Origin of the sequence: Streptomyces sp. NPDC002886 (genome assembly GCF_042888445.1) — a bacterium.
Lineage (GTDB): Bacteria > Actinomycetota > Actinomycetes > Streptomycetales > Streptomycetaceae > Streptomyces.
On the sequence record NZ_JBIAPV010000011.1, the window covers coordinates 140,360 to 158,476 of the forward strand.

14 protein-coding genes are annotated in these 18,117 nt (G+C 69.3%); 10 read left to right on the plus strand and 4 right to left on the minus strand.

Annotation, left to right across the window (positions count from 1 at the left end; genetic code table 11):
• The first annotated feature begins 104 nt into the window (after positions 1-104).
• Entirely contained in the window at positions 105-974 is an 870-nt protein-coding gene (locus ACFYYB_RS34765; RefSeq protein WP_389440911.1) for a MurR/RpiR family transcriptional regulator, read from the plus strand.
• Positions 975-1,021: 47 nt separating this feature from the next.
• On the opposite strand, the gene ACFYYB_RS34770 is transcribed toward ACFYYB_RS34765, so the two are convergent.
• The gene (locus ACFYYB_RS34770; protein WP_389440914.1) at positions 1,022-2,344 is read right to left on the minus strand and encodes a glycosyltransferase; all 1,323 of its coding nucleotides are present in this window, start codon (positions 2,342-2,344) and stop codon (positions 1,022-1,024) included.
• A gap of 157 nt (positions 2,345-2,501) precedes the next feature.
• Between ACFYYB_RS34770 and ACFYYB_RS34775 the strand changes: the two genes are divergently transcribed.
• From ACFYYB_RS34775 to ACFYYB_RS34790, 4 genes are all read left to right on the plus strand, one after another.
• Positions 2,502-4,559: a glycosyltransferase family 4 protein gene (locus ACFYYB_RS34775; protein ID WP_389440916.1), complete on the plus strand. Its 2,058-nt coding sequence runs from the start codon at positions 2,502-2,504 to the stop codon at positions 4,557-4,559.
• Between the two features lie 192 nt (positions 4,560-4,751).
• Positions 4,752-5,183, plus strand: a complete 432-nt coding sequence (locus tag ACFYYB_RS34780) for an SRPBCC family protein (protein WP_389440919.1) — start codon at positions 4,752-4,754, stop codon at positions 5,181-5,183.
• Positions 5,184-5,267: 84 nt separating this feature from the next.
• Complete coding sequence (locus tag ACFYYB_RS34785) at positions 5,268-5,846, plus strand: fasciclin domain-containing protein (protein WP_389440922.1); 579 nt, start codon at positions 5,268-5,270, stop codon at positions 5,844-5,846.
• A 100-nt stretch (positions 5,847-5,946) separates the two neighbouring features.
• Entirely contained in the window at positions 5,947-7,452 is a 1,506-nt protein-coding gene (locus tag ACFYYB_RS34790) for a cryptochrome/photolyase family protein (RefSeq protein WP_389440924.1), read from the plus strand.
• 62 nt (positions 7,453-7,514) lie between these two features.
• Here the strand turns inward: ACFYYB_RS34790 and ACFYYB_RS34795 are convergent, their stop codons facing one another.
• The 3 genes from ACFYYB_RS34795 to ACFYYB_RS34805 form a co-directional block, all read right to left on the minus strand.
• Positions 7,515-7,775 carry a UBP-type zinc finger domain-containing protein gene (locus ACFYYB_RS34795; protein WP_389441268.1) on the minus strand — a complete coding sequence of 87 codons (261 nt, stop codon included), beginning with the start codon at positions 7,773-7,775 and terminating at the stop codon, positions 7,515-7,517.
• A 170-nt stretch (positions 7,776-7,945) separates the two neighbouring features.
• Positions 7,946-8,626, minus strand: a complete 681-nt coding sequence (locus ACFYYB_RS34800) for an SDR family NAD(P)-dependent oxidoreductase (protein ID WP_389440927.1) — start codon at positions 8,624-8,626, stop codon at positions 7,946-7,948.
• An 87-nt stretch (positions 8,627-8,713) separates the two neighbouring features.
• A complete protein-coding gene (locus ACFYYB_RS34805) occupies positions 8,714-8,893 on the minus strand; it encodes a DUF6480 family protein (RefSeq protein WP_389440930.1) in 180 nt (59 codons plus the stop codon).
• Positions 8,894-9,215: 322 nt separating this feature from the next.
• Between ACFYYB_RS34805 and ACFYYB_RS34810 the strand changes: the two genes are divergently transcribed.
• The 5 genes from ACFYYB_RS34810 (at position 9,216) to ACFYYB_RS34830 (ending at position 17,988) form a co-directional block, all read left to right on the plus strand.
• Positions 9,216-10,490 (plus strand): lectin, encoded by a 1,275-nt coding sequence (locus tag ACFYYB_RS34810; protein WP_389440933.1) that lies wholly within the window; start codon positions 9,216-9,218, stop codon positions 10,488-10,490.
• Entirely contained in the window at positions 10,487-11,875 is a 1,389-nt protein-coding gene (locus ACFYYB_RS34815; RefSeq protein ID WP_389440936.1) for a ricin-type beta-trefoil lectin domain protein, read from the plus strand. The genes ACFYYB_RS34810 and ACFYYB_RS34815 overlap by 4 nt, the downstream gene beginning before the upstream one ends.
• Before the next feature lie 148 nt (positions 11,876-12,023).
• Positions 12,024-14,210 (plus strand): RICIN domain-containing protein, encoded by a 2,187-nt coding sequence (locus tag ACFYYB_RS34820; RefSeq protein ID WP_389441271.1) that lies wholly within the window; start codon positions 12,024-12,026, stop codon positions 14,208-14,210.
• The gene (locus ACFYYB_RS34825; protein WP_389440939.1) at positions 14,207-15,490 is read left to right on the plus strand and encodes a ThuA domain-containing protein; all 1,284 of its coding nucleotides are present in this window, start codon (positions 14,207-14,209) and stop codon (positions 15,488-15,490) included. The genes ACFYYB_RS34820 and ACFYYB_RS34825 overlap by 4 nt, the downstream gene beginning before the upstream one ends.
• A 425-nt stretch (positions 15,491-15,915) precedes the next feature.
• Complete coding sequence (locus tag ACFYYB_RS34830) at positions 15,916-17,988, plus strand: SpoIIE family protein phosphatase (protein ID WP_389440942.1); 2,073 nt, start codon at positions 15,916-15,918, stop codon at positions 17,986-17,988.
• The last annotated feature ends 129 nt before the right edge of the window (positions 17,989-18,117 follow it).

Sequence of the window (18,117 nt, forward strand, 5' to 3'; positions counted from 1 at the left end):
CGCGGGTTCCGGCCGGCTTCACCGCTCACGATCGCCAGTAGGCTCGACCTTGAACCTCGAAACCTCGACCGCCCCACCCACGCATACGAAGGAAGACCCAGCGCATGGCCCCTGGCACGCTCGCCGACGAGATCCGCCTCAAGCTGGGCGACGCCAGCCCCGCCGAACGCAAGGTCGCACGCGTGCTACTCGCCGGCTACCCCGCAGCCGGTTTCGAGACCATGGCCGTCCTCGCGGAACGCGCCGCCGTCAGTACCCCGACCGTCCTGCGCTTCATCAACCGGCTCGGCTACCGCGGCTTCCCCGACTTCCAGACCGCGCTCCGCGCAGAGCTCGACGAACGCAACGCCTCCCCCCTCTCCCTCTACGAGGCAACCGACTACGGCCGCAGCCAAGACGGAGGGGAGGACCTTTCCCTCCTCCAGCGCGGCAGCAACGTCTTCAGTGCCGCCGTGGCGCAGACCCTCGCCGAACTGCCCCCGCACGATCTCGAACACGCGATCGCGCTGCTCTCCGACGGCAAACGCCGCATCACCCTGGCCGGCGGCCGGTTCACGAACCTCTTCGCCCAGTACCTCGGTCTGCACCTCATGCAGGTACGCGACGACGTCCGCTTCCTGCCGGACCGGGACGTCGAACGGACCGCGCAGCTCGCGGCGGTGAACCGACGTGATGTCTTCGTCCTGTTCGACTACCGGCGCTACGAGCCGGACAAGGTCTCCTTGGCCGAACTCGTCCAGGAGCAGGGCGGCAAGGTCATCCTCTTCACCGACGTATGGCTTTCACCCGCGGCCGCCCACGCACAGGTGGTCCTGCCGAGCCAGGTCGCCGCACCCTCTCCCTACGACAGCCTCGTCCCTACGCTCGCCATCATCGAAACGGTGGTCGCCGGCGTGCTCACCGCCCTCGGCGAAGGCGCCCGCCAGCGGATGCAGCACGGAGAGGACACCGCCCGCCGGATGGGCCTGTACTGACCACCACCTGTGCACACCCCCTCCCACCCATGAGTCGGCGCAGCGGTTCAGGCCATCACATGGATCAGTCTGCCCGCCGCTTGCGCGGGGCCGCGTGAGCGCACGTGCCGCCGCAGTTCATCGAGGGCGTGCCGGGGTGCGTCCAAGAGCGCGGAGACGGCACGGCCCGCGCTGCCGGCGTCCAACCCGTTCGGGTCGAGACACACCGCCGCCCCCGCCCGTTCGGCATCGTGCGCGATGGAGAACTGGTCGCTGGAGAAGGGGAGGAGGAGGGCGGGCACCCCGGCGGCCAGGCACTCGGTGAAGGAGTTGTTGCCGCCGTGGTGGACCATCGCATCCACGCGCGTGAGCAGCGCTTGCTGCGGTACGGTCGCCGCGATCGAGACCCGAGGGCCGGCCAGGGAGGCCAGCGCACCAGCACGGTCCCCGGCGGCGAGGATCACCGAGGTGTCCTCGCACTCGGCCAGGATCCCCCGGGCCACTGCCTCCAGTACGTCATGCCGGGCCGAGAGGAATGTTCCGAGCGCCACCAGCACCACGCGTCGGCCCCCCTGCCGTAGCCTGCGCAATTCGGATTCCCAGAAGGGACCGGGCCCTTCCGGTTCGGCGCGGGTGAAGTGCCCGCTGAACACGTATTCCGGGCCTTCGGGGCGCGGGGGGAGCCAGTCCAGCCGCGGATAGTGCAGAACCACTGCTCGGGGCGAACAGAGCGTGAACGCCCTTTTCGGTACCGGTCGGTGCGGTGCGTGAAGGGAGATGAACCGTGCGAAGAGCGCGGTGAAGGAGCGATCGTTCGCCAGTGCTTCCCGGCGCAGCGTGTGCAGCCCGGCGGCCGCCGGCCGTACGGCCTGCGGCCACGCATAGGGCACGCCGAACAGCGCGTCCGGCGCGGCCGGCAGATAACTGGGATGCCCCGGGCAGAACGTCGCGTACGGCAGGTCCAGACAGTGCAGCGCGAGGGTGACGGAGTAACTCAGCTGGTCCACCACGTACCAGTCCGCCGGCCGGCGGGCGTGCAGTGACCGCAGGTCCTCCAGCACCCGCTCCGGCTCGGCGAGCATGTCGGCCCTCCGATGGCGGGCCTGAACCAGCAGTGCGGGAACGGCCCCGGCGAGCGTGGCATCGAGGAACTCCTCCAAGCGCCGAGACTCGTCTTGACCCTGCACCGTGCGCCGGGCGATTCCGGTGTTCGCATTGCGCGTGACCGTCAGCGGGGTGAAATCCACCCCCGCTGCATCAGCCAGAGGCGCGAACGCTTCGGCGCAGGCGAAAGTGACCTCCGCCCCCGCTGTACGGAGCTCTCCCGCCAGCACGGACAACGGGGCCGCGTGCGAATGAAACGGTGGAGCGATCACGGTGACACGCGGCACGAAGGCCTCACTTCCGGCAGACGACTGTCCTGCTGTCTTCGGTCGGAGGCGGGCATCCGGAGGCAGCACGGTGGCTGGTTGCCCGCTCCTGCGCATCCAAAGCTGTGAACGCGGCGGAATCAGCGGTGACCATCCGCCCGAGCGAGAGCAGCGCCCCATGGACGCAACCACCCCGCAGGAAGGGCTCGACCCCTTTGTCGTGGCCCGACAGGGCTTCTGGAACACCAAAGAAGCGCCGCGGACACCCGCGACATTCGGAACACTGGCCTCCTTCCTCAACGCCGAGTACCGCCCGTGGCACGAAGACCATCCGGCCGGCCGCCTGCCAGATCCCGGCGACAGGAAGACGGCCCTCCTGCGTCGCACCCTGCGCCTGCGCGGGTCCGTCGACCCCGAAGAACTCCTGGCCGCCACCCTCAACGCAGACCAACGGCTGCGCAGCACCGTCACGGAAGCCTGGCCGCTGTCGCTACGTCGCCACGGAACCGAGTCCGTCCGCCGCACACTCACCCGGGAAATCCTGCACTGCACCGACCCCGAAACCTTGGCTCACCTGATCGACCTCGCCACCGCGGGTCGGCTCCACATCATGGATGCGGCCAGGTGGGCTTCCCACACCCGCCGCAGCCCCTTGAACAACAGGCCGGCCAGGTTGGCGCTGTGGCGCCACCTCGCGGGCCAACCCGCGTGTCGGCATCTGCTCCCGAAGCCCGATACCGCGACCGAGGCCTATGAACGGCTGCTCCTCACGGCCGCCACAGGTGAGCGCCTGTTCGAACCTCCTGCACAGCCCCAGGCGGCCGGCCTGCTGGTGGTCCAGTCGATGCTGCTCGGTGAGATGGACACCCCGGGGGAGGGGAGCAGCGGAGGTCTCGGAGTCCTCCTCGCCGGCCTGGGTGACGCGCTCGCGCGGACCGAGGGCATCGAGGCCGTCATCACCCTCGTGACGAAAGACGCGCGTGAGCTCTTGGCCGAGCCCACCCTCCTGCGAGGTCGCGGACCGGGACACTGGACGCTCAGTTTGCCGACCGACCCACACGCCCCTACCACTCCAGGGATGGGACCAGTGGGCGACGCGAGTGCGCTCACCTGGTGGACGCGCATGCTCCTCGAAGGGCTCGGAAGACGGCCCGACCTCGTCCACGTCCGGTACGCCGACGACAGGTCCCTGGCAGTCGCCGAAGCAGCGCGCGAACTCGGCACCCGGCTGGTCTTCACCGCGACACCTGACCCGCACCGCCGTGTCAGCGAGCGGCACGCGGGGCGAACGGTCACCGGCGACACCCCAACGGAGGACCTGCGCCAAGACCTGCACCGCGTCTTCGCGGCCGACCGGCTCGTCGATCGCGCCGACGCCGTCATCGGCATCCCGGGCCGCGGCGGAACAGCCGAGTTGGTCCGCTACCTTCCCCAACTCGCAGCCGCCCGCTGTGGACGAGGACCGATCGCGCCGCCAGAGGGGATCACCACCTATCAGCCCGCCGTAGACGAGCCCCAGAGAGGCGAGCGCCTGCTGGAAAGTCTCTTCGAGACCGGACTGCCCGCAGCGCTCGAAGCCGACGAGCGCAGTCAGCCCATCCTGCTCACCGTGGGGCGCCTGCACCCGCTCAAGCAGCAGCACGTCTTGGTGCGGGCATGGATCGAGTCCGGACTGCATCTCCGCTCGACGCTCGTGATCGTGGGCGGATCCCCTCGCGTGGATCGGGCGGATTCGGGAGAGCGCCAAGTGCGGAAGGCGATCGCCGATCTCATGGCGGCGACCCCGGCGGCGTCTTCGAGGCTGGCCATGGTGGCAGCGATGCCCAATACCGCAGTCCGCCGACTGGAGCGGGCACTGGCCCGCTCTGGAACCAGGGGCCGGGCCTACTACGTCTGCCCGAGCGCGAAGGAGGAGTTCGGCATCGCCGTACTCGAAGCCATGGACGCGGGCCTGCCGGTCGCGGCCACGAGCCGTGGCGGAATTCCTCACTATCTGGAGGACGGGGTCAACGGTCTGCTCCTGGATACCTCTTCGTCCAAGGGCTTGGCTGAGGGGCTGGAGGCACTGCTTTCCCTGAAGCCTGCGGCTCTCGACGCCATGGCGCGCCGGGCTCGGACAACGGTTGGTGCGAGCTACTCGATCGACGCCGCGGCGTCCGCCTTCGCCTCCGTCTACACGGAACTGCCCGGGATCGACACCACCGTTCCCCACACGTCGACGACCTGCCGGTTCTGAAGGAAGCCGCGGAGGTCGTGTACGTGTCACTCAGCGGACGTGCCCCACTGCTCTCCGTGACGTCGCGCCCCCGGGACGTACCCATCCGTGCCGGATGCATCCGGCACGGACCTCAGAGCGAAGAGTAGGTGCAGGCTCGAAACGCTCCGGCAGAGACGGAGGCGGGAGAAAGGGCGAAGGACAGTGATCACGGTGCAGCGCAGTTTCATCGTCGGGGTTCCACCCGACGACCTTGTCGCCTACCTCGCGGACTTCGGCCATGCCGAGGACTGGGACCCGGGCACCGTACGGTGCGTCCGGACCGGCCAAGGGCCGGTGCGGCCCGGGGCCACCTGGCACAACACCTCTCGCTTCCGCGGGCGGACCACGGATCTGGTCTACGTTCTGGAATCCCGCGAGCCGCACCAGCTCGTTTTCGCGGGGGCGAACAAGACCGTGTCCGCCAGGGACGTGATGAAGTTCGAGCCCTCATCGCCCACCGCGACCCGGCTCACCTACACCGCCTCCCTGCGGTTCAAGGGCCTTGCCAGAGTCGCCGAACCCTTCCTGCGCTCGGAGTTCGAGGAGCTCGCGGACAAGGTCGCGGAGCGACTGCCCATCGCGGCCGAGGCCCACCACGGGTGACGGACACCCCCATCCGTGCCGCTCCCGAGCGATGAAAACCCCAGAGAACGACAGAGCGCGAGGATCCCTTTGTAGGAGGAAGTCATGGCTATCCACAACGTCCGCCGCACCGCCGCACTGGCGGCAGCAGCGTTCGCCCTACCCCTGGCGCTGGGCGTGGCAACCCCGGTATTCGCCGACTCCCAGCAGGCGGACCCGTACGGGCCGGCCTGCGCATCGGTCCCCAAGGAAGGCTCCGGCAGCCTCGCCGGCATGGCCAAGGACCCCGTGGCCACCGCGGCGTCCAACAACCCGGCCCTGTCGACGCTGGTCACGGCCGTCAAGAAGGCCGGCCTGGTCGACACCCTGAACAACGCCAAGGGCATCACCGTGTTCGCTCCGACCAACGAGGCGTTCGCGAAGATCCCGAAGACCGACCTGGACAAGATCCTGGCCGACAAGGCGGAACTGACCAAGATCCTCACCTACCACGTGGTGGGCGAGAAGATCACACCGGACCAGCTCGACAAGGGCTCGTTCAAGACCCTCGAGGGCAGTTCCCTGACCACTGCCGGATCCGGCGAGAGCTTCACCGTCAACGGCAAGGCGAAGATCGTCTGCGGCGACGTCCAGACCGCCAACGCCACGGTCAACATCATCGACACCGTCCTCACGCCGATGTGACCTGACCGCCTGCGAAGAGGACGGCAAGCGTGAGCGTACGAATGAGTGGATCGGTCGCGTCGTTCGCGGTCGGCCTGGTCCGAGTTGGTTGGATGCGGGCATGAGTTCAGTGCACTGGCTGTTCGGAGACCAGCTCGGCCCGCACTTCACCGCCACCTCCGGTGGCGGGACACCGAGGAACGTCCGGTGGCTGCTGATCGAATCCCGCGCCGTTCTGCGGCGACGCCGGTTCCACCGGGCCAAGGCCCATCTCGTGCTCAGCGCCATGCGCCACCGGGCCGCGGACCTGGGCGAGCGAGCCCAGTACGTCAAGGCGGAGACCTACCGGGAAGGGCTGATGCGGGCCGTCGGCGACGCACCCGTTTCCGTCCACCACCCCACGTCCCGTGCCGCCCTCGCCCTGGTGACGTCGCTCCCGCAGGTCACCGTCCACCCGGCCCGCGGCTTTCTGGTCGGACACCGGGAGTTCGCCGACTGGGCCGCGCGGCAGAAGGGCCGACGGCTTCTGCAGGAAAACCTCTACCAGCACACCCGCCGCACCCACGACATCCTCATGGAAGGAGACGGGCCGGCGGGCGGGCGGTGGAACCTGGACCACGACAACCGCGAGCCACCGCCCCGCGGCCGAACCACGCTCGGTGCGCCGCCTCCGTACCGCCCCCGCGAGGACGAGATCGACGAAGGAGTCCGGCGGGACCTGGACCGCTGGGAGCGGGAGGAGGGCATCACCTTCGTGGGACGCGACGGCCCCCGCCTCTTTCCCGCGAGCCGCCGCGAGGCACTGGCCGCGCTCGACCACTTCGTCACCCACCGGCTCGCCGGCTTCGGCGCGCACGAGGACGCCATGCTGGCCGCCGACCCCGTGATGAGCCACAGCCTGCTGTCCTCCTCCCTCAACCTCGGCCTCCTCGACCCGTGGGAGTGCGTGAGCCGGGCCGAGGAGGCCTACCGGGCTGGGCTCGTACCGCTCAACAGCGCCGAGGGCTTCATCCGGCAGGTATGCGGCTGGCGCGAGTACGTGTGGAACCTCTACTGGCACCTCGGCGAGGACTACCGGCACCGCAACGCACTGCGCCACACCACACCGGTCCCGGCATGGTTCGCCGAGCTGGATGCGGACGCGGTAGGGGCCCGCTGCCTGTCCACGGTGCTGGCGCAGGTTCGGGATACGGGATGGACGCACCACATCCCTCGTTTGATGGTCCTCGGCAGCCACGCCCTGCAGCGGGGCTGGGATCCGGCGGAGGTGACGGACTGGTTCCACCGGTGCTTCGTGGACGGCTACGACTGGGTGATGCTGCCCAATGTGGTGGGCATGTCCCAGTACGCGGACGGCGGGCTGATGACCACCAAGCCCTATACCTCGGGCGGCGCCTACATCCACCGGATGAGCGACCTGTGCGAGGGCTGCCGGTATCGGCCCACGGACCGCAGTGGCGAACGGGCCTGTCCCTTCACCGTCGGCTACTGGTCCTTCCTGAACCGGCATCGCGCACGGCTGGAGGGCAATCCCCGCATGGCCCGAGCCGTGAAGGGCCTGGACCGGCTCGGCGACGTCGAGCAGGTAAGCCGGGCGCACCGCGCCGCGGGCGACACACCCCCCTGAGCCGATCCGGTCGTCGGCAGGCAAAGCCGTGGGGGAGCCGGCTCCACCGGGAGCAGTCTCAACTACGGGGATTCCGGTCCCTCAGGCACGTGAACGAGAAAAACCTCGTCTACGAAACACCATGCCCAGGCCTCGTCGGGATCCATCGACAGGACCACGGGGTGTCCCGTCTGCGCGTGATGGGCGTACGCGTGGCGCCCTCGCGAACTGTCGCAGCATCCAACGTGCCCGCACGTCGCACACCACCGCAGCCGGGCCCAAGTCCACCCGCGTTCGCGGCACTCCGCGCACACCCCCACAGGTATCGTCGGTCGTCGGGGCAGCGCGGCGAGGTGGGAACACGTACGTTCTTCGAGACGGCCGCCATCAGGTGATACCGCCCATGAGGAGAGCCGTCGTCGCAGACCCTCGCGATCGGCGCCGATGTGATCCAACTCGTTTCCTTTCCTCGGCCCCCCGGGGGGACACAGCCCACGTGCGTTCACCGCGACTCTCAGGTTCGTCCTCCGCGGTCGGCTGCTTCCGCGAGTTGGCCGACCATCGCAAGGACGGCCGCACCGGGGTCGGCTCCCGTCGGCAGGGCGGGCGCGCTCCCTGTCACCGGCCTTTCCGAGAAACCGGTTTCCAGATGCGGGAGCCGGAAATCGAGCACCTGGAGACGCCGTGCGCGCCCTTCACGCGCTACGACATCGAGCCAACAACTCAAAGCGGTCTTGGACGCCGCGTAGTCGGCTGTTCCCAGCATCGGCCGGTCCACGATCGCTCCCGTCGCGGCGGCCAGGAAGCCTCCCTCCGCCACGCAGGTAACCGCCCCGCGCAGTACCGCTGCGGGGCAGAGGAAATTCACGGTGAACAAGTGCTCGGCCACCGCATCAGGCACTTCCTCGGCCCGCCCGAAACCGGCTACCCCCACCAAAACGAGCACCCCGTGCAGCGCACCCAACTCCTGCAGAGCCCAAGGCGCGAGAGCGGCGCAGCCGTCGAGGTCATATGCGTCGATCAACCGAGCGGGACCGCCGAGAGCCTCGGAGCAGGTGGCCAATCGCTGTTCGTTCCTCCCTGCCAAGGCTAGGAGGGCCCCCCGTGCGTGGAGCTCTTGAGCGGCGAGGTGGCCGAGCGCCCCCGTGGCGCCCACGACCAGCAGCCGGGCTCCCCCCATCCCCGTGGCGGTCATGGCCGTACCAAGGGGCCTTTGCTCGCCCCGGCCTCCCGTGCAGCCCAGTCGCGCCGGGACGCCCGGCGAGTCCGATGCCACATGCGATCACAACCCGGCGATCCGGGCTGCGAAGAAGCCCGCCACCAGGACCGCGCCGAGGGCGATCAACCCCAAGAACAGCCAGGGGTGCTCCCAGAGGCCACCGTCCGGCCGCTCTTGATGCGCCTCGGCGGTGCAGCCCTCACCTGAGGGAGTTTCCTCCGGCGTGACACCGTACGAGTTCATGGTGCCTCCTCGGCTCAGTGTGGTTATTCGCACCTTCCATATTTCTGCGAGGGTCCACCTCGCGCCTCTCGCATCGTTTGTGCACGGTCTGGCGAGACGATGCCCTGATGCGGCGGCGGTCGTGGATGTGGTCCAGACCAACCCCTTGACAGGGCTTTCATTCACTACTTAGATCACTAAGTGATGAAAGGGTCCACTGGGCTCGACTCGTCACCTCCATCCCTGTCGATGCGGCAACCGTTCGGGTTCCCTCACGCTCCCAGTGTTGTCATATGCATGCCACAGGGCGATAGCTCCGTCATGCTCCCTGGAAGGGAGAGTCATGCACCCCCCACACTTATCCCGACGCCTGCTGCTGTCTCTGCTCTCGGTCCTCACCCTCGCGTCGCTGTCCACCGGACTTGCGCAGGGTGCGCCCGGGCCGACGGCTCGGCCACCCGCGACTGGGGCCGCCGCAGCGGCCGCTGCGGCCTTCTCCGACGAGTTCGACGGACCGGCGGGCTCCGCCGTGGACGGCGGGAAGTGGCAGATCGAGACGGGCGACAACGTCAGCAACCACGAGCGGCAGTACTACACGGCGGGCAACCGCAACGCCGCCCTCGATGGCCAGGGCCACCTGGCCATCACCGCCCGCCGTGAGAATCCGGCCAACTACCAGTGCTGGTACGGAAGATGTGAGTACACCTCCGCGCGGCTGAACACGGCCGGCAAGTTCACCACGACGTACGGCCGCGTCGAGGCCCGGATGAAGATCCCGCGCGGACAGGGCATGTGGCCCGCGTTCTGGATGCTGGGCAGCGACATCGGCCAGGTCGGCTGGCCCAACTCCGGTGAGATCGACGTCATGGAGAACGTGGGGTTCGAGCCGTCCACTGTCCACGGCACCCTGCACGGTCCCGGGTACTCCGGCAGCGGCGGAATCGGCGCCGGGTACGCCCTGCCCGGTGGTCAGGCGTTCGCCGACGCCTTCCACACCTTCGCCGTCGACTGGAGCCCCGACGCGATCACCTGGTCCGTCGACGGCACGGTCTACCAGCGCCGCACCCCCGCCGACCTCGGCGGTAGGCAATGGGTCTTCAACAAGCCCTTCTTTCTGATCCTCAACCTCGCGGTCGGCGGCTACTGGCCCGGAGACCCCAACGGCAGCACGGTCTTCCCCCAGCAGCTCCTGGTCGACTACGTACGGGTCAGCACCGACAGCGGTAACCCGGGCGGCGGCGGTCCGATCACCGGAACCGGCGGCAAGTGCGTGGACGTCGCGGGTGCGGGTACCGCCAACGGCACCCCCGTACAGCTCTACGACTGCAACGGCACCGCCGCCCAGCGCTGGAGCGTGGGCACCGACGGCACCATCCGCGCACTCGGCAAGTGCCTGGACGTGGCCTCGGGAGGTACGGCCGACGGTACGCCGGTCCAGTTGTGGGAGTGCAACGGCAGCGCCGCCCAGCGGTGGGCCGTCCCCGCCGCTCAGGACATCGTCAACCCGCAGGCGAACAAGTGCCTGGACGCCTCGGGCGGCAGCTCGGCCAACGGCACCCGATTGCAGATATGGACCTGCGCCGGGGGAGTCAATCAGAAGTGGACGGTGACCCGATGACCACGAGACTCCTGCGCAGGCCCACCGTGCGCGGTGTGCTGGGCACAGCGGCGGCAGCCGCCCTCATCACCGGCCTGAGCGGCAATCCCGCGATCGGCGCGGCAGCGGCGACCGGCCGGATCACCGGCCTCGGCGGCAAGTGCGTCGACGTCGCCGGGGCGAGCAGCGCCAACGGCACCGCCGTACAGCTCTACGACTGCAACGGCACCGCCGCACAGCAGTGGAACGTCGTCGGCGACGGCACGATCCGTGCGCTCGGCAAGTGCCTGGACGTGGCCTCGGGCGCCATCGCCGACGGAACCCGGATCCAGCTGTGGGACTGCAACGGCAGCGCCGCCCAGCAGTGGTCGGCCACGGCGGCACGCGACATCGTCAACCCGCAGGCGGACAAGTGCCTGGACGCGACGGGCAACAGTTCGGCCAACGGCACCCGGCTGCAGATCTGGAGCTGCACCGGAGCCGCCAACCAGAAGTGGACGGCGCCGGGCGGGGGCGGCACTCCGGCACCCGGACCGGGGGCCATGGCCGTGGCGCCGTACCTGTACAACGGCTGGGGGAGCCCGCCGAGCCCCACCACCGTGACGAACGCGACCGGCGTCAAGTGGTTCACGCTCGCCTTCGTCCTCAGCAACGGCTACTGCAACCCGCAGTGGGACGGCAGCCGGCCGCTCACCGGAGGTGTCGACCAGCAGACGGTCAACACCGTGCGGACGAACGGCGGCGACGTCATCCCTTCCTTCGGAGGTTGGAGCGGCAACAAGCTGGAGAGCTCCTGCGGCAGCGCGGGCGAGCTTGCCGCGGCGTACCAGAAGGTCATCAACGCGTACGGGCTGAAGGCCATCGACATCGACATCGAGGCGGCGGCGTACGACAGCCCGACCGTCCAGCAGCGCACGGTCGACGCGCTGAAGACCGTCAAGGCGAACAACCCCGGCATCAAGGTGTACGTCACCTTCGGCACCGGGCAGAACGGCCCCGACAGCAGCCTGATCAGCAAGGCCGCCGCGTCCGGGCTGACCGTGGACAGCTGGACGATCATGCCGTTCAACTTCGGCGGCGCCGGCCAGAACATGGGTCAGCTCACCGTCCGTGCGGCCGAGGGCCTCAAGAACGCGGTCAAGAACGCCTACGGGTATTCGGACGACCTTGCCTACCGTCACACCGGCATCTCCTCGATGAACGGCATCACCGACAACGGAGAGACGGTGACCGTCGACGACTTCCGCACCATTCTCGGCTACGCCCAACAGCGCCACCTCGCACGGCTGACCTTCTGGTCGGTCAATCGTGACCGGCCCTGCACCGGCGGCGGAGCCGACACCTGCTCAGGCGTCGCCCAGCAGCCGTGGGACTTCACCCGGGTCCTCGCCCAGTACAACGGCTGACCCTCACCCCTCCCACCCCTGCCCATCCCCCCACTCATGCCGTACAGCCGGCACAGGAGAAAACGTGCTCAGCTCCCCCCGCACGCCCAGAGCGGTTCGCCATGGCGCAAGCCGGGCCCGCGTCACACGGCCCTGGCTCGCGGCCTTCGTGGTCGCCGCCTCGGCCGCCTCGGTCCTCACCGCCCTTCATCCCAGCCAGGCCGCCACCCCACTGGCCGCCACCCCGAACGCTTCCGCGAAGGCGGCCGCCGCCCTGCCGACGGGCTGGTCCACAGCCGTCAACGCGGGCAGCGGCAAATGCCTGGACGCGCGGTCGGCCGCGACCGCGAACGGCACGGCGGTACAGCAGTACTCCTGCAACAACAGCACCGCGCAGCAGTGGAGCTTCACGCCGACCAGCGACGGCTTCGTGCGGATCGGCAACCGCAACGCGAGCAATCAGGTCGTCGACGTGAGCGACACCTCCTCGGCCGACAACGCCGCCGTGCACCTCTGGGCGTACGGCGGCGGCGACAACCAGCAGTGGCAGGCCGTCGACGAGGGCGGTGGCGCGTACCACTTCGTCAGCCGCCACAGCGGCAAATGCCTGGACGTCCCGGCCGCCTCGACGGCCGACAGCGTCCAGCTGGTGCAGTACACCTGCAACGGCACGGCGGCCCAGCGCTTCCAGGTGGCGCCCGTGAACACCGCCCCCGGGGATGTCGACCTCGGCCCGAACGTGGTCGTCTTCGACCCGTCCATGCCGTCGTCCACCATCCAGAGCCGGCTGAACTCCATCTTCCAGCAGCAGGAGACCAACCAGTTCGGCTCCCAGCGCTACGCCGTGATGTTCAAGCCGGGTACGTACGGCAACGATGTCAACGTCGGCTTCTACACCCAGGTCCTCGGCCTCGGACAGTCGCCCGACTCGGTGACGATCAACGGCGCCGTGCACGTGGAGGCGGACTGGTTCCCGCCGCAGAACGCCACCCAGAACTTCTGGCGCGGCGCGGAGAACCTGTCGGTGAACCCGACCGGCGGCACCGACCGGTGGGCGGTCTCGCAGGCCTCCGGCTACCGGCGCATGCACGTCCGCGGGAACCTGGAGCTGAGCGACGGCGGCTGGGCCAGCGGTGGATTCATGGCCGACAGTAAGATCGACGGTCAGGTCCGGTCCGGCACCCAGCAGCAGTGGCTGACCCGCAACTCCCAGCTCGGCAGCTGGACCGGTTCCAACTGGAACATGGTCTTCGTCGGCAGCCAGGGCGTGCCGGGCAACACCTTCCCCAATCCGCCGTACACCACGGTGAACCAGACGCCGACGGTCCGCGAGAAGCCCTTCCTGTACGTGGACGGCACGGGCGCGTACAAGGTGTTCGTACCGTCCCTGCGCACCGACTCCACGGCCACCAGCTGGGCGAACGGCAACGCGGCGGGCAGCTCGCTCGGCATGGACCAGTTCTACGTCGTCAAGGCAGGGGCAACGGCCGCACAGATCAACGCCGCACTGGCCGAGGGCAAGAACCTGCTGGTCACCCCCGGTGTCTACCACCTCAGCCAGACCTTGAAGGTGACCCGCCCCGACACCGTCGTCCTCGGTCTCGGCCTCGCCACCTTCATTCCTGACAACGGTGTCACGGCCATGACGGTCGCCGATGTTGACGGCGTGAAGGTCGCGGGCGTCCTCTTCGACGCCGGAACCACCACCTCGCAGACCCTGATGGAGATCGGCCCGGCCGGCGCCGCCGCGAACCACGCGGCGAACCCCACCTCCCTGCACGACGTCTACTTCCGGGTCGGTGGCGCCGCCGTCGGCAAGGCGACGACGAGCCTGGTCGTCAACAGCGATCACGTCATCGGCGACCACATGTGGATCTGGCGCGGCGACCACGGCAGCGGCATCGGCTGGAACACCAACACGGCCGACACCGGACTCGTCGTCAACGGCGACGGAGTCACCATGTACGGCCTGTTCGTCGAGCATTACCAGAAGCACCAGACCATCTGGAACGGCAACGGCGGGCGGACGTACTTCTACCAGAACGAGATGCCGTACGACCCGCCGAACCAAGCCGCCTGGATGAACGGCTCCACCCAGGGCTACTCGGCGTACAAGGTCGCGAACTCGGTCACCAGCCACCAGGCCTACGGGCTCGGCAGCTACTGCTACTTCAACGTCAACCCGAGCGTGACCGCCGAGCGCGCCTTCGAGGCCCCGAACAACCCGAACGTGCGCTTCCAGAACATGGTGACCGTCTCGCTCGGCGGCACCGGGACCATCCGGCACGTCGTCAACGACCGGGGCGGACCCTCCAACGCGTCCACCAACGTGGCCAACCTGGTGAGCTACCCGTGAGGCGGCTCGCAGCACGGCTGCTGATCCTGCTGGCCGTGGCGCTGGGGCTGACCGCCCCGGCCCACGCCGGACTCAAGGCCTCCGCCGCACCCCAGGCCCCGGCCTTCAAGGTGATCGCCTTCTACAACGGCACCTGGGACGCCGCACACATCGACTTCGTCAAGGAAGCCAACGAGTGGTTCCCGCGGACCGCCGCGCAGAACAACTTCACCTACACGCCGACCACGAACTGGGAACTGCTGGCGAACGGAGGGGTGAACGACTACCAGGTCGTCCTGTTCCTGGACGACGCACCCAAGACGGCCGCCCAGCGGTCCGGCTTCGAGCGGTACGTGCGGGCCGGCGGCGGCTGGATGGGCTTCCACTCCTCCGCGTTCACCACCAACGCCGGCTCATGGCCCTGGTACTACAACGGGTTCCTGGGCAGCGGGAACTTCAGGACCAACACATGGGGTCCGACCACGGCGGTGCTGCGCACGGAGGACCGGACGCACCCCTCGACCACCGGGCTGCCCGCGACGTTCACCTCGGCGGTCAGCGAGTGGTACGGCTGGTCGAACGACCTGCGCGCCAACGCGAACATCAAGGTCCTGGCCTCGGTCGACCCGACGAGCTTCCCCCTGGGAACGGACCCGAACCAGTCCTGGTACAGCGGCTACTACCCGATCCTCTGGACCAACACCCAGTACAGGATGCTGTACGCCAACTTCGGGCACAACGCCATGGACTACGGCTCCAACACCCGGCTGTCCTCGACCTTCGCGAGCCCCACACAGAACCGCTTCCTGATCGACGGGCTCAAGTGGCTCGGCGGAGTGGCCGGCAGCCCTACGCCAACCGACCCGATCTCGGAGACCGCGTGGTACTCACTGGCCGACGGGGCGAACGGCGCCTGCGTCGACGCGCGAGCGGCGGCCACGGCCAACGGCACGGCGATCCAGCAGTACACCTGCAACGGAACCACCGCCCAGCAGTTCCAGTTCCGTCCCACCGACGGCGGGTACACCCGGATCGCGATCCGGGGCAATCCGCAGCAGGTCGTCGACGTCACCGGGGTCTCCACCGCCGACGACGCACCGCTGCAGCTGTGGTCCTACGGCGGTGGCGGCAACCAGCAGTGGCTGCCGGTACGGGAAGCCCCGGGCCGCTACCACTTCACCACGCGGCACAGCGGCAAGTGTCTGAGCACCACAGGTAGTGCGGCGAACGGCGTGCAGCTGGTGCAGCGCGCCTGCGACGGCTCGGTCGCCCAGAGCTTCCACCTGACCGTTCACCCCTGAGGCTCTGCGCCTCTGATTTCCACGCTCGGAAGAGAAGAACAGCTTGCCGCCCGGGTCGCCCCCGGGCGGTACAGCTCCGCCCTGCCTTCCGGACCGGTGGCGGGTCGCGCATGGCCCTGTCATTCCAGCGGTTTCCAGCATCCCGCCGTGCGGGCGTATCGGGCTGATTCAGGCCCTTCCGGCAAGGCCGGAACCTTGCCACCGCACGGCACGCGGGCCAAGGAGGTCCTGATCATCGGCGTCCCGGGAAGACGTGCCGCGTGCTCCGGAGCGTGTCTGTCCGCATCCCCAGGAGGCGGTGTCATGCCGATCGGGCAGACCATGGATCCGTAGGACCCGGTTCCCGGAGGGCCCGCCCGAGCGGCTCGGGGCCTGACGGCGACCGCGGACGCAGGGGAGACTGCGGCGTTGGGTACAGGTGCCAGATGAACGAGCGCGTCCCGGTCGACGAGCTGATCAGCAGTGCCGCGCAGGCTGCCGGCGGATGGCTGGGCGCCTTGCCGGTCGCGCTGGTGGCCACCAGCGCGGACGGAACGATCGTGCGCTGGAACCAGGTCGCGCAGGAATTGCTCGGCTACGCCCCTCCGCAGATGCTGGGGCGCAACATCGCAGACCTCCTCCATCCAGGATCCGATCGCAGTCTGGGCCGCTCGCTCTGGGAAGCCGCGGCCGCCGGGCGGGGCGTGATGGGCACGGTGACCGCCTGGCACCGCGACGGGCACCCGCTGGAGCTGGAGATCTGGGCCTCTCCGGTGTCCGACCGCCGGCACGACGTGGCCACAGTGCTGGTCTTCGCCGCCGATGCCCACGCGGCACGGCGCATCCGAGGGTCGTCGGCGGTATGGGACGGCTTGTTCGCCCGCTCCCCGGTCGGCATCGCGATCCTCGACTCGCAGCTGCGGTTCCTCCAGGTCAACGCCGCGCTCGAAGCCATGAACGGTCTGCCGGAATCGGCACACGTGGGGCGCAGCCTGGCGCAGATCCTCCCGGAGGTGAACGCCCGCGAGATGGAGGAGGCCATGCTGCAGGTGCTGGAGACCGGGCGGCCCGTTCTCGACCGTCGCCGGGTCGGACGGACGCCCGCGGAACCGGACCATGACCGCGTGTGGTCGTGCTCCTACGTACGGGTGGAGGATCCCGCCGGCATGCCGATCGGCGTCATCGCCTCGCTGGTCGACATCACCGAGCAGCAGCGCGACCACGTCGAAGCCGAAGCCGGACGGCGCCGGCTCGCCCTGCTCAGCGAGGCCAGCATCCGGGTCGGCTCCAGCCTCGACCTGGAGCGCACCGCGCAGGAACTCGCCGATCTCGCCGTACCGCGCCTCGCCGACGCCGTCACCGTGGACGTCCTGGACGCGCTGGCGCGCGGGGACGAGCCCGGCATGGGGCTGACCGGCGGGGCCGCCCTGCGGCGCCTGGGCAAGGCCCCGCTGGCCGGATCCAAGGTGACCGACATTCTCGCCCCCCTCGGCAGGACGCTCGTCTTCCCCGTCGCCGCCCCCTACACGCAGGCCCTCGCGTCCCGGCAGCCCTTCCTGATCGCCCGTCTCGACGAACAGGGCGTCGCCTCCGCCGCCCGGCACTCGGCCAAGCCCGCCCAACTCGTCTCGGTGGGTGTGCACTCATTGGTCATGGCACCTCTGGTGGCCCGGGACACGGTGCTCGGCGTCGCCACCTTCTACCGCACCGGCCCGGTAGGACCCTTCGGCTCCGAAGACGTCACCCTCGCCGGTGAACTCGCTGCCCGCGCCGCGCTCAGCATCGACAACGCCCTGCTCTACCACCGTGAGCACGATACGGCGGTCGTCCTCCAGCGCAGCATGCTTCCCCAGCACATCACCCCGCCGGCAGGCATCGCGGTCAGCCACCGCTACCTCCCCGCGAGCGACGTCAACGAGATCGGCGGGGACTGGTACGACGTCCTGTCCTTGGCCGGCGGCAAGGCGGCCCTGCTCATCGGCGACGTCATGGGGCACGGCATCGGCGCCGCCGCGGTCATGGGCCGACTGTCCGCCTCCGTACGGGCCCTCGCACGCCTGGACCTTTCGCCCGTACAGCTGCTGCACCAGCTGGAAGCCGTCCTCGGTGATCTCACCGAGCCGATGCTCGCAACCTTCCTGTACGTCGTCTGCGACCCGGCCACCGGACACTGCACCGTCACCCGGGCCGGACACCCGCCGCCCGCACTCGTGCTCCCCGACGGCACGGTCCGGCTCCTGGAGACCCCGCCCGGTGTCCCCCTGGGGGTCGGGGGCATCGCCTTCACTCCAGTCGAGATCAGCGTGCCTCCCGGCAGCCTTCTCGTGCTCTACACCGACGGACTGATCGAAGCCCGGAGCCGAGACCTCGACGAGCGGCTCGCCGAGCTGACGCAGCTGCTCGCGGATCCACAGCGGCAGCTGGATCACCTGTGCGACTCGCTGATCACCCACCTCGTTCCGGCGGCGGCCGACGACGACGTCGCCCTCCTGATCGCCCGCATCGGCGGGCTGCCGTGAGGGGCTCTCGGGCTTCCGCGGCACCGGGCGCGAGTCCGCTGATCTTCGCCTCCGCCGAACAGGCCGACGCGTTCCTGTAGTGCGAGCGGCACTGTGCGTGTAGCGTCAGCGCCAGCTGTCATGGTTCCG

Excerpts from the sequence above, each read along its gene's own strand:
- ACFYYB_RS34805 (WP_389440930.1), bottom strand. The coding sequence starts at position 8,893 with ATGAACTCGTACGGTGTCACGCCGGAGGAAACTCCCTCAGGTGAGGGC.
- ACFYYB_RS34775 (WP_389440916.1), top strand. The coding sequence starts at position 2,502 with ATGGACGCAACCACCCCGCAGGAAGGGCTCGACCCCTTTGTCGTGGCC.
- ACFYYB_RS34815 (WP_389440936.1), top strand. The coding sequence starts at position 10,487 with ATGACCACGAGACTCCTGCGCAGGCCCACCGTGCGCGGTGTGCTGGGC.
- ACFYYB_RS34810 (WP_389440933.1), top strand. The coding sequence starts at position 9,216 with ATGCACCCCCCACACTTATCCCGACGCCTGCTGCTGTCTCTGCTCTCG.
- ACFYYB_RS34790 (WP_389440924.1), top strand. The coding sequence starts at position 5,947 with ATGAGTTCAGTGCACTGGCTGTTCGGAGACCAGCTCGGCCCGCACTTC.
- ACFYYB_RS34785 (WP_389440922.1), top strand. The coding sequence starts at position 5,268 with ATGGCTATCCACAACGTCCGCCGCACCGCCGCACTGGCGGCAGCAGCG.
- ACFYYB_RS34830 (WP_389440942.1), top strand. The coding sequence starts at position 15,916 with ATGAACGAGCGCGTCCCGGTCGACGAGCTGATCAGCAGTGCCGCGCAG.
- ACFYYB_RS34765 (WP_389440911.1), top strand. The coding sequence starts at position 105 with ATGGCCCCTGGCACGCTCGCCGACGAGATCCGCCTCAAGCTGGGCGAC.
- ACFYYB_RS34800 (WP_389440927.1), bottom strand. The coding sequence starts at position 8,626 with ATGACCGCCACGGGGATGGGGGGAGCCCGGCTGCTGGTCGTGGGCGCC.